Source organism: Streptomyces sp. NPDC006134, assembly GCF_040628835.1.
In the GTDB taxonomy this organism is placed as follows: Bacteria; Actinomycetota; Actinomycetes; order Streptomycetales; family Streptomycetaceae; genus Streptomyces.
On the sequence record NZ_JBEXTV010000032.1, the window covers coordinates 1 to 14,066 of the forward strand.

Genomic DNA, 14,066 nt, shown 5'->3' on the forward strand with positions numbered 1-14,066 from the left:
CCGCCCCCCACCCTCAAAAACCCCCTCCCTTCCCAACACTTCCCCACCCCCCCCCTCTCCCGAGCTGTTGGGGGGCCGCCCCCCCCCCGGCCGGGGGGCGGGCCGGCTGCCCGGCGCGGTGCGTCAGCGGTCGTCCTTCGCCCCGCGGCGGCGCAGGCCGAGGAAGACCGCACCGCCGCCGATCACGACCAGGACGGCCGCGATCCCGGCGATCAGCCCGGTGTCGGAGCCGGCGCCGGTCTCGGCGAGGTGGGACTCACCGGCCGGCGAGGGCGCGTTGCTCACGGTGCCGGCCGGGGCGGTGCTCTGGCTCGCCGGGGCCGACGGGGTCGCCGGGGCAGGTGACTGGGGCGGGGCCGGGGCCGAGGAGGTCTGAGACGGGGTGGGTGTCGGCGTAGGCGTCGGCGTGGACGTCGGCGTCGGCGGCTTCTCCGGCGCGCAGGCGGTGGCCGGGGTCACGAGGTTCGGCTCGATGTCCTCGTCGACGTAGCCCGCGGCCTCGACGTGGACGCGGTACTCGGCGTTCGGCTTCCAGTCCTCGGCGAAGGTGATCGTGGTGCCTTCGCGCGAGCCCTTGACGACCTGCTCGCCGACCTTCTTCACGTCGGCGCCGTCGTTCCGGAGGAAGACGGTGACGGTGGCCGGGATGCCGGAGGGGTCGACGTCGGTGACGGTGATGACGCCCTTGCCGCCGTCGCACTTCGCGGCGGCGGAGAACTCGCTGATGTCGCAGGCGAGCGCGGTGCCGGCGGCGCCGACGGCGAGGGCGGCCGAGGCGGCGGCCACGCCGAGGACGCGCGCGGGACGTATGGCGGCGCGGCGGGACGCCGCGCGGCCGAGGAGAGACGGGACTGCCACGGTGGTCCTTACGGGATGCGTGGATGAGGGGGGTGGGCGGGGCACCGGGACATCGCCGACGCGACATCAGCGCCCCCAGCAGACCCACAGGTCTACGAGTGCTGCACCGGTAGTGTCAACGCATCTACGCCGTAAGGGAGTTGGCTTTGCCCTCTTATTAACCGCCGAGACGTTTCGGCGCCCCGGAGCCGCCGAAGGCGGCGCGGGGCGTCCGGCGGGGGGCGGGCGCGGGGCGTCCGGCGGGGGGCGGGTGCGGGGTGTCCGGCGGGAGCGGGTGCGGGGTGTCCGGCGGGGGCGGGTGCCGGACGCATCCGTCCCCGCCGGACGCCCCGGTCCGTCAGCCCTGGACCGCCGCCGGGTCCATCCACGTGATCTCCCAGGTGTGGCCGTCGAGGTCGTCGAAGGCGCGGCCGTACATGAAGCCGAGGTCCTGGGTCCGGCCCGTGGCCGTGCCGCCCAGGGAGATCGCGCGGTCGACCAGCTCGTCGACCTTCTCGCGGCTCTCGGCGCTCAGAGCGATCAGCACCTCGCTGGTCTTGGACGCGTCGGCGATCTCCTTGTCGGTGAAGGTCGCGTAGAACGGCTTGGTGAGCAGCATTGCCACGATGGTGTCGCTGATCACGACGGAGGCCGCGTTCTCGTCGCTGAACTGGGGGTTGATCGTGTAGCCGAGCTCCGTGAAGAACTTCTTCGAGGCGTCGAGGTCGTTCACGGGCAGGTTCACGAAGATCATCTGCTGGTACGCCGTGGTCATCTGGGTCTCTCCCCGCCAAGTGGTCCGTGGGTTCCGTGCTGTTCGAGGGGGTAGACCCGGGGCCGCGGCGGAACTCATCGGCGTCCGGGGATTTTTTCCGCGGCTCTTTTCCGCGGCTCTTTCCCGAGGCTGCCGCACGGCCGGCGTCAGCGGGACAGTGGCAGCGCGGCCAGCGCCGCCACGGCCAGGGTCAGCGGGCCGAACAGCGCCAGCAGCGCGGCGGCGCGCAGGGCGGCGGCAGCGCGCAGCACCGTGCCGGGCGCCCCCAGACGCAGCAGCGCGGCCGTGGTGCCGGCGCGGACCTGCCGGGTCTCGACGGCCGCGGTGAACAGCGTGGCCACGGTGCAGCCGGCCACCACCAGGGCGCCGAGGGTGCGCAGCGGTCCGAAGGCCGGTCCGCCGTCGCCGTACAGGGCCGTCGCCGCGTACGCCGCCGACGCCACCGCGCAGACCACGCCGAGGGGGCGGCCGATGCGGGACGCCTCCTCCATCAGCATCCGGCCGGCCAGCAGGCGCAGGGCCCCGGGGCGGACCGCCTGCAGCAGCCGGCCGCACAGGTGGGTGAGGCCGGGCCCGGCCAGGGCGAGACCGAGGGCGGTCAGGACCCAGCCGGCCAGGACGCCGGCGGCCGGGGTGCCCGGGGCGGGAGCGGTGCGGCTCGCGTAGGTCTCCACGGCCAGGCCGGCGGCGAGCACGGTGATGCCCCAGGGGAGGGCGGCGGTCGCCCGGCGGGGGGCCGCGGCGTCGGACGCGTGCGGGCCGCCGTCCGCCGTGTGCGGGGCGCTGTGCGCCGGGGTGGTGGCAACCGCCTCGTGCGGGGTGCCGGGTGCCGGGGTGGTGGTGTCCGCTGTGTGGAGGGTGCCGGGTGTCCGGGTGGTGGCAACCGCCTCGTGCCGGGTGCCGGGTGCGGGGGCGGTGGTGTCCGCCGTGTGGTCCGGTTCCGTGGACGGGGCGGTCTCCGCCCGCGTGGCGGAGACCGCCCCGTGCGCGCCGGGAGCCGCCGCTTCGGGAGCGGTGGAGGCCGCCGCCTCCCGCGGTGCGGCGGTCGCCGCCTCCGGGACCGGTGCCGCCCCCTGTTCCGGGGGGACGGCGGCGGCCCGGTGACCCGCCGCCCCGCCCGCCCTGCGGTGGACGCCGAAACGCCCGTACGCCCCGAAGGTCTCGCGCGCCGCGCCGAACCCGTACGCGCCGAAGCGGCCGTACCGGCGGGACGCGGCCGGGCCGGGACGGGGCTCCCGGGGGCGCAGCGCCAGCGCGACCGCCGCCGACGCGGTCGCCGGGACCAGCACCAGCAGGGTCAGGACGGCGGGGAGGGGCAGGGGCTGCCCGGCGGCGAGGGCGTCGCCGCCGACGCCGCCGAAGGGGCGGCCGGTGAGGTCGCCGCGCAGGTGGAGGAAGGCCAGCAGCGCCAGCACCGAGCCCAGGGTGCAGGACAGGGCCGTGGCCGTCGCCGAGAGGACCATCAGACGGCCGGGCCCCAGCCCGGCCGCCGCCAGGCCGGGGCGGGGGCGGGTGCCGGAGTCGGTGCGGGCCACGGCGAGAGCGAAGTACACCGTGGCGGCCAGGGGCGCCGCGCACCAGGCCAGGCGGGCGAGGGAGGCGGCGGGGGAGGCCGGATGGCTCAGCGCGTGGCCGAGGGCGCACAGCAGCAGGAAGCCCGTGCCCGCCGACGCCGCCGCCACCAGCAGGCGGCGCAGCTGGACGGCGAGGTGGGCGCCGAGGCTCAGGCGGAGAGCGAGCACGCGGCCCGGCCTTCCGTCGCGGCGGCCTGGGGGAGGGGCGGCAGGTGCACGGTGTCCACCCGCCGGCCGTCGAGCAGCGACACCGTGCGGTCGGCGAGGGCCGCGGTCTCGGAGTCGTGCGTGGCGAGGACGACCGTGATGCCGTGCGAACGGGCCGCCGTGGTCAGGGTGCGCAGGACCTGGGCGCGGTCCGCGCGGTGCAGGGGCGCCGTCGGTTCGTCGGCGAAGAGGACCGCGGGCGCGGTGGCGAGGGCGCGGGCGATGCACACGCGCTGCCGCTCGGCCTGCCGGAGCGCGTGCGGGCGGCTGCGGGCCCGGTCGCCGACGTCGAGGCGGTCCAGCCACTCCAGGGCGGTGCTCTTGGCGCGGCGCCGGGCGGTGCCGCGCAGCATCAGCGGCAGGGCCGCGTTCTCCCACACGGTCAGCTCGGGGACGAGCGCCGGTGCCGGGTCGATCCAGCCGAAGCGGTCGCGGCGCAGCCGTTCCCGGCGCAGCGGGCCCAGGGTGTGCAGGGCCGTGCCGTCGAACCAGACCTCGCCGCGCTGCGGCCGTACCAGGCCGGACAGGCAGTGCAGGAGCGCGGTCTTGCCGCTGCCGCGCGGGCCGCTCACCGCGAGGATCTCGCCCTCCCGGACGCCGAGCGAGACGCCGCCGAGCGCGGGCGAGCCGTCGTGGTGCTGGAAGTGCAGGGCGCAGGCCCGGAGCACGTCGTTGTCCGGCGGGGCCACCATGGGCGTACACCTCGGTTCGGATCGAGAAATGCCGTGCGCGGTCGCGAAATCCCCCATGTGGGGGAACGACGGCAGGGCCGATCGGTCACAGGGCACGCTAGGCAGGAACCCGCGGGGAGGCCGGACAGCACACGGCCCCGGGCGCCCGTTTCTCACTCGAACGGGCGGCACCGGGGCCGTTGCCGGTCATCCTTGAGGACGATCGCGAAGCCTGATCAGAGCTTCGTCCACGCCTCCGTCAGGGTGGCGCGCAGGATCTGCTCGATCTCGTCGAACGTCCCCTGGTCGGAGATCAGCGGCGGGGCGAGCTGGACGACCGGGTCGCCGCGGTCGTCGGCACGGCAGTACAGGCCGTTGTCGAAGAGCGCCTTGGAGAGGAAGCCGTACAGGACGCGCTCGGTCTCCTCCTCGTCGAAGGACTCCTTGGTGTTCTTGTCCTTCACCAGCTCGATGCCGTAGAAGTAGCCGTTGCCGCGGACGTCGCCGACGATCGGCAGGTCGTGCAGCTTCTCCAGCGTGGAGCGGAAGGCCGCCTCGTTGTCCAGGACGTGCTGGTTGAGGTTCTCGCGCTCGAACAGGTCGAGGTTGGCGAGGGCCACGGCCGCCGACACCGGGTGGCCGCCGAAGGTGTAGCCGTGCAGGAAGGTGTTGTCGCCCTTGTAGAACGGCTCGGCCAGGCGGTCGGAGATGATGCACGCGCCGATCGGGGAGTAGCCCGAGGTCATGCCCTTGGCGCAGGTGATCATGTCCGGGACGTAGCCGAACTTGTCGCAGGCGAACGTGGTGCCCAGGCGGCCGAAGGCGCAGATGACCTCGTCCGAGACGAGCAGCACGTCGTACTGGTCGCAGATCTCGCGCACGCGCTGGAAGTAGCCGGGCGGCGGCGGGAAGCAGCCGCCGGCGTTCTGCACCGGCTCCAGGAAGACGGCCGCGACCGTGTCCGGGCCCTCGAAGAGGATCTGCTGCTCGATCTGGTCGGCGGCCCAGCGGCCGAAGGCCTCCGGGTCGTCGCCGAAGAGCGGGGCGCGGTAGATGTTGGTGTTCGGGACCTTGTGCGCGCCCGGCACCAGCGGCTCGAAGGGGGCCTTCAGGCCCGGCAGGCCGGTGATGGACAGCGCGCCCTGCGGGGTGCCGTGGTAGGCGACCGCGCGGGAGATCACCTTGTGCTTGGTGGGCTTGCCGACCAGCTTGAAGTACTGCTTGGCCAGCTTCCAGGCGGTCTCCACCGCCTCGCCGCCGCCGGTGGTGAAGAAGACCTTGTTCAGGTCGCCGGGGGCCTCGTTGGCCAGGCGCTCGGCGAGCTCGACGGCCTTGGGGTGGGCGTAGGACCAGATCGGGAAGAAGGCGAGCTCCTGCGCCTGCTTCAGCGCGGTCTCGGCCAGCTCGGTGCGGCCGTGGCCCGCCTGGACCACGAACAGGCCGGCGAGACCGTCGAGGTAGCGCTTGCCCTTGTCGTCGTAGATGTAGGTGCCCTCGCCCCGGACGATGGTCGGAACGGGGGAGTTCTCGTACGAGGACATGCGGGTGAAGTGCATCCACAGGTGGTCGTACGCGGACTTGCTGAGGTCCTTGGGACTGGCGGTACTCACGGCTATCGGGTTCCCCACATGTAGGTCTGCTTCTTGAGCTTGAGGTAGACGAAGCTCTCGGTGGAGCGCACTCCGGGGACGGCCCGGATGCGGCGGTTGATGACCTCCAGCAGGTGGTCGTCGTCCTCGCAGACGATCTCCACCATCAGGTCGAAGGAGCCGGCGGTCATCACGACGTACTCGCACTCGGGCATGGCGGTCAGTGCGTCGGCCACGGACTCCACGTCGCCCTCGACGTTGATCCCGACCATCGCCTGCCGGCGGAAGCCCACGGTCAGCGGGTCCGTCACGGCGACGATCTGCATGACGCCCTGGTCGAGGAGCTTCTGGACGCGCTGGCGCACGGCCGCCTCGGACAGGCCGACGGCCTTGCCGATGGCGGCGTACGGCCGGCGGCCGTCCTGCTGGAGCTGCTCGATGATGGCGAGGGAGACGGCGTCCAGGTGCGGCGAGCTGCCGTTCCTGGATTCGCGGTGGGTCTCACGGACGGACTCGCGGGAGTCCCGGGAGTCCCTGGGGTCTGCGCTTCGACTGGCCACGCCTTCACTGTGCACGAGGTCTCGACAGTTTTGCAAGGCGGGATCGATGTATTTCGTTGTTTGAAGTGTCTCAGTCTGCGGATTTCGCAATCCGGAGGCGACCAGGGGTGTTGAAAACGTCGGGTCACGGACTAGGGTGGGTGTCTCAGTGATTGGACACCCCGAACTTGGAGGGCCGGCAGTGAGCACCGAGCTGGGACGGCTGCGCAAGCTCCGTAACTACGTCGACGGCGAGTTCCGGGACGCCGCCGACGGACGGACCACCGAGGTGGTCAATCCCGCCACGGGCGAGGCCTACGCGACCGCGCCCCTGTCCGGGCAGGCGGACGTGGACGCCGCGATGGCCGCCGCCGCCGCGGCCTTCCCGGGCTGGCGCGACACGACCCCGGCCGAGCGGCAGAAGGCCCTCCTGAAGATCGCGGACGCGTTCGAGGAGCGCGCCGAGGAGCTGATCGCGGCGGAGGTGGAGAACACGGGCAAGCCCGTCGGGCTGACCCGCTCCGAGGAGATCCCGCCGATGGTCGACCAGATCCGCTTCTTCGCGGGCGCGGCCCGGATGCTGGAGGGCCGCTCGGCCGGCGAGTACATGGAGGGCCTCACCTCCATGATCCGCCGCGAGCCGATCGGCGTCTGCGCGCAGGTCGCGCCGTGGAACTACCCGATGATGATGGCCGTGTGGAAGTTCGCCCCGGCGATCGCGGCGGGCAACACCGTCGTGCTCAAGCCGTCGGACACCACCCCCGCCTCCACGGTCCTGATGGCCGAGATCATCGGCTCGATCCTGCCCAAGGGCGTCTTCAACGTCATCTGCGGCGACCGCGACACCGGCCGGATGATGGTCGAGCACCCGACCCCGGCGATGGCCTCCATCACCGGCTCCGTCCGGGCCGGCATGTCGGTCGCCGAGTCCGCCTCCAAGGACCTCAAGCGCGTCCACCTGGAGCTGGGCGGCAAGGCCCCGGTCGTCGTCTTCGAGGACACCGACATCGCCAAGGCCGTCGAGGACATCGCGATGGCGGGCTTCTTCAACGCCGGCCAGGACTGCACAGCCGCCACCCGCGTCCTCGTCCAGGAGTCCATCCACGACGAGTTCGTGGCCGCGCTGGCGAAGGCCGCCGCCGAGACCAAGACCGGCATGCCCGACGACGAGGACGTCCTGTACGGCCCGCTCAACAACCCCAACCAGCTCGAGCAGGTGGCCGGCTTCATCGAGCGGCTGCCCGCCCACGCCAAGGTCGAGGCGGGCGGCCGGCGGGTCGGCGACAAGGGCTACTTCTACGCCCCGACCGTCGTCTCCGGCCTGAAGCAGGACGACGAGATCATCCAGAACGAGGTCTTCGGCCCCGTCATCACCGTCCAGTCCTTCACCGACGAGGACCAGGCCGTGGAGTACGCCAACGGCGTCGAGTACGCGCTCGCCTCCTCGGTGTGGACCAAGGACCACGGCCGCGCCATGCGGATGTCCAAGAAGCTCGACTTCGGCTGCGTGTGGATCAACACCCACATCCCGCTGGTCGCCGAGATGCCGCACGGCGGCTTCAAGAAGTCCGGCTACGGCAAGGACCTGTCGGCGTACGGCTTCGAGGACTACACCCGCGTCAAGCACGTCATGACGTCGCTGGACGCGTGAGCCCGCGGCGGTAGCGCCCCGCCCGCGGCCCCGGACGGGAACTCCCGTCCGGGGCCGCGGTGTCGCCGCCGGCGCGTGACTCCGCGGCCGAGGAGGATCGGCAAGGTGTCGCGTGCCGTCCGGCGGGCTCGACGCGGCGTCGATTGTTCCTCGCCGGAAACCGGCGGCATGCTGCCCGTATGCCCCTCCCAGTGAACACGCTCCAGCCCTCCCGGCCCTCCCGCCTCTCCCGCCGCTCCCTGCTGCGCGCCCTCGGCGCGGGCGCGGCGCTCGGCGGCCTGGCCGGCTGCGGCGTCCCCGCCGCGTACGTGGCGGCACCCGACCGCGCCGCACCCGACCGGTCCGCCACCGACAAGCGGCTGACCTGGGCGAACTGGCCGCTGTACATCGACACCGACGACGACCCGGGCCGGCGGCCCACCCTGGAGGCGTTCGAGAAGCGGACGGGCATCTCCGTCACCTACGTCGAGGAGATCAACGACAACGACGAGTTCTTCGGCAAGATCAGCCCCGCGCTGATGAACCACCAGCCCACGGACCGTGACCTCGTCGTCATCAGCGACTGGATGTGCGCGCGTTACGTACGGCTCGGCTGGGTGCAGGAGATGGACCGCTCCCGGCAGCCGAACGTCACCCGCCACCTGGACCCGCTGCTGCGGTCCCCCGCCTTCGACCCCGGGCGCAGGTTCACCGTGCCGTGGCAGTCCGGCATCACCGGCATCGCCTACAACCGCCGCCGGCTCGGCCGGGAGCTGCGCCACGTCTCCGACCTGTGGGCGAGCGACCTCAAGGGCCGGGTGACCCTGCTGTCCGGGCTGGACGAGGCCTTCGCGCTGCTGATGCTGGGCGACGGCGTGGACATCGCGCGGTGGACGGCCGACGACTTCCACCGGATGTGCGACCGGGTGGAGAAGCAGGTCCGCAAGGGCCAGATCCGCCGCTTCACCGGCAACGACTACCTCAAGGACCTCTCCAGCGGCGACGTCCTGGCCTGCCAGGCGTACTCCGGCGACGTGATCCAGCTCCAGGCGGACGACCCCGGCATCGAGTTCGTCGTGCCGGAGGAGGGCGCCGAGCTCTGGGCGGAGTCCCTGATGATCCCGAACCTGGCCGCCCACAAGGCCGGCGCCGAGCGGCTGATCGACTACTACTACGAGCCCGGGGTCGCCGCCGAGCTGGCCGCCTGGGTGAACTACGTCTGCCCGGTCCCGGCCGCCCGGGACGTGCTCGCCTCCGCGAAGGACGAGGAGACCGCCGCGCTGGCCGAGAACCCGCTGATCTTCCCGGACGACTCGATGCGCGCCCGGCTCGCCATCGCGCGGGACATCGGGGCGGGGGAGCGGGCGGAGTTCGCGCGGCGGTGGAACCGGATCGCGGGGCTGTAGCAGACTGACCGCCGTGCGCACGTCATCGAGTGGCGAAACAGCGGGCGGAGCGGTCACCCTGGGCCTGCTGGCCGCCTGGGCCCTGCACGACGCCGAGGAGGCCGCGGTGCTGCCCGGCTGGCTGCGGCGCAACACGCCCCGGCTGCGCGAACGCTTCCCCGGCGTGCCGGAGGCGGTGTGGCGGCGTGCCGGGACGCTGGAGGCGCGGGAGTTCGCGGCCGCCGTGGGGGTGATGGGCGCGGTCGTGGCCGCGGCGTCCGCCGCCGGGTACGCCACCGGGGGCCGTTCGGCGTTCTACCAGACCGCCCTCGACGGCTTCGGCCTGCACGGCCTGGTCCACCTCGCGCAGGCGGGCGCCGTGCGCGGCTACACCCCCGGTGCCGCCACCTCGTCCCTCCTCGTCGTCCCGTTCACCCTCTGGGCCCGCCGGCGGCTGCGCCGCGCCGGCGTGCTGCGGCCCGCGCGTCCGCGTGACCTGGTCCTCGGGCTCGGGCTCGCGGGCGCGGCGACGGCGGCGGCGCACGGGGTGGCGCGGCGGGTGACGGGCCGGTGGCCGGGGCCGCCGCCCGGGCGGCCGGCGGGCGTGCGCCGGGTGGGTGCATGCCGGGTGGGTGCACGCCGGGCGGGCGCGGTCACTTGAGGGCGGCCGCCACGATCCGCTCGGCGACCGGGTTCATCGACTCGCCCTTGGCGTCGGTGGAGGTGACCGAGTAGACGAGGGTCCGCCTGAGGTCGCGGGAGGCGGCGATCGCGGTGCTGTAGCCGGGCCGGGCGCCCGTCTTCAGCCAGTAGACGGTGCCCTCGTGCGCGAAACGCTGAAGGCCCGCGCTGTACGTGGCTCCCTCGACGCGCGGGACCCGGAACATCTCCCGCAGCTGCGGCTCGGGCACGATCTCTCCCCGGAACAGCGCCGTGACCAGCCTCTCCAGATCGGCCGTCGTCGAGATCATGTCCCCGGCCGCCCACCGGTCGGCGACGTTCCAGTCGGTGACGTCGACGAACCCCGTGGTGCCGTCCGGCTGCCGCACCGCCTGGTAGCCGCGGTGGTGCGGGCCCCGGATCGCCGGGTCGGCACCGGGGAAGTACGTGTCCTTCATGCCGGCGGGGCCCAGGACGAGACGGGCGGCCTCGGAGGCGTACGTCCGCCCCGTCACCTTCTCGATCAGCAGGCCGAGGATCGTGTAGTTGACGTTCAGGTAGTGCTGCCGCCGGCCCGGGCGGAACTCCGGGCCCTTCGCCACCGCCGACGCCACCACCTGACGGGGCGTCAGCGTGTCGAAACGGTGGGCGTACTGCTCCTCGAAGGTGCCCCCGAAGCCGTCGCCCGGCTGGATGCCGCTGGTGTGGTCGAGCAACTGCCGTACGGTGACCGGCCGGAAGTCGCGGGTGAGCAGTCCGGGCAGGTAGTGCTGCACGGGCCTGCCGAGCTCCACCTTCCCCTCCGCCGCGAGCCGCAGCACGACGGCCGCCGTCACGACCTTCGTCGTCGACCCGGCCCGGAAGCGGGCGTCCGGGTCCGCCGCCAGGCCGCTCACCCGGTCCCGCACGCCCGCACTGCCGCGCCAGGTGCCGTCGGTGCCGCCGACCCGGACGAGCGCCGACGTGGCGGCGGCGTCGGGGAGCCCGGTGAGCGCGGCGCACAGGGCCGCCTCGTCCGGCCCGGCCGTGCGCTGCGGGGCGGCCGGACCGGAGGAGGCTGCGGTCACCGGCGCCGGGGAGGCGAACGCCGGCGCGGCCGGCGACCCGGCGGCCAGGGCGAGGACGAGAGAGGCGGCGAGGACGGAGGATCGGGTGCGCATCGGCTGCTCCACAGGAGGCGGGCGGTGGGAATCGACGGTCATCCTCCGTCCGCCGCCCGCCGTGCGGATCATCGCGGAGGAGGGCCCGGACCCTGAGCGGTCCCCGAGCAAAAGCTCTTGCGGTCAAGCGAGTTGTAGGGGGTGGCCCTTAAGGGCGGGGCCGGCCGACGCACCGTGGCCCCCGTGTGCCGCAGCTCCTACGATGAAGGCCGTCGTCGGGGAGGGGAGACGTGACCCGCAGCAGCACACCGCAGCAGTCCGGGCGCCGGCTGGAGGACAGGATCGCGTGGGCGGTCCGGAACGCGGACGGCGTGGTCGCCATAGGACTGGCCCTGGTCGTGGGTCTGCTCGACCTCCTGGACGACGACCTCGACAACAACATCGTCTCCGGCGCCACCCTGCTCGTCCTGGCCGCGCTGGTCTACGGTTCGCTGACCGAACGGCGGCGCCGCCTGGCGGACATCCGGCAGGCGACCGAGGGGACGGGCCGGGCGATCGAGGACCTGTCCATGGTGCGCAGCCTGTCCGGCCCGGAGATCGCGCGGGCCCACGAGCGGGCCCGCCGGGACACCTCCCGCTGGGTGTTCAAGGGCGGCACCGGCACCTACCTGCGCGCCGTCACCCTCCCCGAGTGCGTGCTGGAGGCCCAGCGGCAGCGCCGCTCCCTCAGCATGAAGATCGACATCGTCAATCCGGCCGACGACCGGGTCTGTGAGGCCTACGCACGGTTCCGGCGCACCTTCGGCTACCGCAACGAGGCCGACGCGTTCGCCGAGTGGACCACCGAGCGCACCCGCAAGGAGGCGTACGCCACCGTGCTCGCCGCCGCCTGGCACCGGCAGCGGCTGGACACCCTGGAGATCGACGTCCACCTGTCCTCGGTGGCGCCGACCCTGCGCTTCGACCTGTCCGACACCTGCCTGATCATCACCCAGGACGACCCGCGCCGGGTGAGCCTGTACGTGGAGCGGGGCCGCCCGCTGTACGACTACTACGTCACCGAGCTGCACCAGAGCCGCGAGCAGGCGGTCAAGCTCGACCTGCGGGAGGCCACCCCGCTGAGCGACGAGCCGACCGTGGACGAGGTCGGACGGCTGATGGACCGGCTGGGTCTGCCGCTGCCGGCGAGTTTCACCGACCGCGATGTCGGCGACATCATCGACAGGGCGCTGCGCGCGGAGGATCCCTACCGCAGGTGAGCGGCGCCCACCGAGCGATATTCCGAGCGACATCTCAGGGGGGAGAGGCGCGATGGACTACCCGGCCCTGGAACGGGCCGCACGGCGGCAGGCCGCCGCCGAGGTGATGCGGCACGCCGCATCGGAACTGGAGCAGGTCGCGTCGGGCCGCCGCGACCTGCGCGCGGTGCGTCATCCCCTCGGATTCGTCTGCCTGCCGATCCTGCGGGACGGTCCGCGGGGCGTCTGCGTTCATGTCTTCGGGAGCCTAGGGGTCTCCGGGATATCCGGGATATCCGGGATATCCGGGGTCTCCGGGGTCTCCGGGCCGGTCGAGGCGGCCGGGACGGAAGCCCGGCCCGGCCCGGCGGTTCCCCAGGTCCACTCGCACAGCTGGGACCTGACCAGCACGGTGCTGTACGGGCGCCTGGGCAACCGGCGTATGAGGGTCTACGAGGAGACCGCGCGCCCCACCCACCGGGTGTTCGAGGTGCACAGCGACCCCTCGGGCGTGGACGAACTGCGGCCCACCGCACGGCTGGTGGCCTGCCGGCCCGGCACCGAGCAGACGAGCGTACGCGGCCAGACGTACGCCCTGCCGGCGGGCGTCTTCCACACCACCGTGGTGCCCGGCGACCGCCCCACGGCCACGCTGGTGCTGGGACGGACGCTGCCCGGCCGGGCGGACCTCTCCCTGGGCCCGTTGCAGGCCCCGGGGCACCGCATGGTCCGCCACACGTGCGACGCGACCCAGACCGCCCGGATCGCGCGGGCCGCCCTCAGGAGGATCCATGAGCCCGAACCCGACCCGCCCGCCTGACCCGTCGGCCGGCTACGCCCGCGAGTACCGCACGGCCGTGGACGCCGCCGAGGAGGCCGGGGCGCTGCTGCGGTCGAGGATCCCGGACGGTTTCGCCGCCCGGCCCAAGGGCGGGCACGGCGATGTCGTCACCGACCTGGACCTGATGGCGGAGCGCCTGGCGACGGGCCGGATCCGGGAGCGGTTCCCGCACGACCGGATCCTCGCCGAGGAGACCGGGGAGCACCGCGGCGACGGCGGCGGCAACGGCCGTACCTGGCTGGTGGACCCGCTCGACGGCAGCAACAACGTCGTGATCGGCCTGCCCGTGTACGTCGTGGGCATCGCCCTGTGCGTCGGCGAGGCGCCGGTGGTCGGCGTGGTCCACGACCCGGTGACGGGACGGACCTGGTCGGCGCTGCGCGGCGGCGGCGCGCACGGGCCGCACGGCAGGCTCGCCGGAGGCCGGGGCGGCCGGCCGCTGCCGCCGTCGGGGCCGCTGCTGGCCTGGACCCAGGGGCACGCCGTGCGCCGCGACGACCCGGCGGCGCGCACGCTGCGGCACACCCTGGAGGCCCGGTCCCGGCGGCTGCTCCAGCTGTGGGCGCCGCTGGTGGCCTGGGCCATGCTGGCGCGGGGGGACATCGACGGGTTCGTGGGCTACCGGGCGGAGGGGATCGACCTGCCGGCCGGGGCGCTGCTGGCCCGCGAGGCCGGGGTGGCCGTCCGGCACCTGGACGGCCGCGAGTTCGGCGGCGGCTTCGGCGGGCCGGACACCGAGCGCTCCTTCGTCGCGGGGCGGCCCGAGGTGCTGCCGTACCTGCTGGAGCTGGTGGCGCCCTGCGTCCCCGCGGGCCGTGCGCGGCCGGCTCCCTCCCGCGCCGCACGCCGCTCGTCACCGTGACCGGGCGGCGTGCGGCGCGCGGCGCGGGACACGGTGACCGGGGTGCCGGCCACCGGGGCCGGCCCGTCGCCGTGACCGGGGCGGCCCTCGGGGGCGTACGCCGCGGTTGCCAGGAGCGGTTCGTCGTGGCGGCCGGGGCGCCGGCCGCCGGGGGCGGC

The 14,066-nt window shown here is 73.9% G+C and carries 13 protein-coding genes; 6 read left to right on the forward strand and 7 right to left on the reverse strand.

Translation table 11 applies throughout. The features are described from left to right. Window positions 1–123 precede the first annotated feature (123 nt). From ABZ340_RS21290 to ABZ340_RS21315, 6 genes are all read right to left on the reverse strand, one after another. Window positions 124–858 (reverse strand): LAETG motif-containing sortase-dependent surface protein, encoded by a 735-nt coding sequence (locus ABZ340_RS21290; RefSeq protein ID WP_358783363.1) that lies wholly within the window; start codon window positions 856–858, stop codon window positions 124–126. Window positions 859–1,195: 337 nt separating this feature from the next. After that, on the reverse strand, window positions 1,196–1,612 hold the full coding sequence (locus ABZ340_RS21295; RefSeq protein WP_358783364.1) for a VOC family protein: 417 nt from the start codon (window positions 1,610–1,612) through the stop codon (window positions 1,196–1,198). A gap of 146 nt (window positions 1,613–1,758) precedes the next feature. Further along, entirely contained in the window at window positions 1,759–3,354 is a 1,596-nt protein-coding gene (locus ABZ340_RS21300; protein WP_358783365.1) for a hypothetical protein, read from the reverse strand. Continuing rightward, complete coding sequence (locus ABZ340_RS21305) at window positions 3,336–4,085, reverse strand: ATP-binding cassette domain-containing protein (protein WP_358783366.1); 750 nt, start codon at window positions 4,083–4,085, stop codon at window positions 3,336–3,338. The genes ABZ340_RS21300 and ABZ340_RS21305 overlap by 19 nt, the downstream gene beginning before the upstream one ends. Window positions 4,086–4,300: 215 nt before the next feature. After that, window positions 4,301–5,674 (reverse strand): aspartate aminotransferase family protein, encoded by a 1,374-nt coding sequence (locus ABZ340_RS21310; protein ID WP_358783367.1) that lies wholly within the window; start codon window positions 5,672–5,674, stop codon window positions 4,301–4,303. A gap of 2 nt (window positions 5,675–5,676) precedes the next feature. Next, window positions 5,677–6,228: an Lrp/AsnC family transcriptional regulator gene (locus ABZ340_RS21315; RefSeq protein WP_358783368.1), complete on the reverse strand. Its 552-nt coding sequence runs from the start codon at window positions 6,226–6,228 to the stop codon at window positions 5,677–5,679. A gap of 166 nt (window positions 6,229–6,394) precedes the next feature. Here ABZ340_RS21315 and ABZ340_RS21320 point away from each other — a divergent pair, with 166 nt between their 5' ends. From ABZ340_RS21320 to ABZ340_RS21330, 3 genes are all read left to right on the forward strand, one after another. Beyond that, the gene (locus ABZ340_RS21320; protein WP_358783369.1) at window positions 6,395–7,843 is read left to right on the forward strand and encodes a gamma-aminobutyraldehyde dehydrogenase; all 1,449 of its coding nucleotides are present in this window, start codon (window positions 6,395–6,397) and stop codon (window positions 7,841–7,843) included. A 179-nt stretch (window positions 7,844–8,022) separates the two neighbouring features. Further along, window positions 8,023–9,228 carry a spermidine/putrescine ABC transporter substrate-binding protein gene (locus tag ABZ340_RS21325; RefSeq protein WP_358783370.1) on the forward strand — a complete coding sequence of 402 codons (1,206 nt, stop codon included), beginning with the start codon at window positions 8,023–8,025 and terminating at the stop codon, window positions 9,226–9,228. Window positions 9,229–9,241: 13 nt separating this feature from the next. Next, window positions 9,242–9,868, forward strand: coding sequence for an HXXEE domain-containing protein (locus ABZ340_RS21330; RefSeq protein WP_358783371.1), 627 nt, complete (start codon window positions 9,242–9,244; stop codon window positions 9,866–9,868). Here the strand turns inward: ABZ340_RS21330 and ABZ340_RS21335 are convergent. After that, the gene (locus ABZ340_RS21335; protein ID WP_358783372.1) at window positions 9,861–11,027 is read right to left on the reverse strand and encodes a serine hydrolase domain-containing protein; all 1,167 of its coding nucleotides are present in this window, start codon (window positions 11,025–11,027) and stop codon (window positions 9,861–9,863) included. The two genes, ABZ340_RS21330 and ABZ340_RS21335, sit on opposite strands and share 8 nt — an antisense overlap. A gap of 230 nt (window positions 11,028–11,257) precedes the next feature. On the opposite strand from ABZ340_RS21335, the gene ABZ340_RS21340 reads away from it, so the two are divergent. From ABZ340_RS21340 to ABZ340_RS21350, 3 genes are read left to right on the forward strand one after another with little or no spacing between them, the layout of a single operon-like run. Then, window positions 11,258–12,226 (forward strand): hypothetical protein, encoded by a 969-nt coding sequence (locus ABZ340_RS21340; RefSeq protein WP_358783373.1) that lies wholly within the window; start codon window positions 11,258–11,260, stop codon window positions 12,224–12,226. Between the two features lie 52 nt (window positions 12,227–12,278). After that, on the forward strand, window positions 12,279–13,025 hold the full coding sequence (locus ABZ340_RS21345; protein ID WP_358783374.1) for a hypothetical protein: 747 nt from the start codon (window positions 12,279–12,281) through the stop codon (window positions 13,023–13,025). After that, window positions 12,997–13,908: an inositol monophosphatase gene (locus ABZ340_RS21350; RefSeq protein WP_358783375.1), complete on the forward strand. Its 912-nt coding sequence runs from the start codon at window positions 12,997–12,999 to the stop codon at window positions 13,906–13,908. Before ABZ340_RS21345 ends, ABZ340_RS21350 begins: the two co-directional genes overlap by 29 nt. Window positions 13,909–14,066 lie beyond the last annotated feature (158 nt).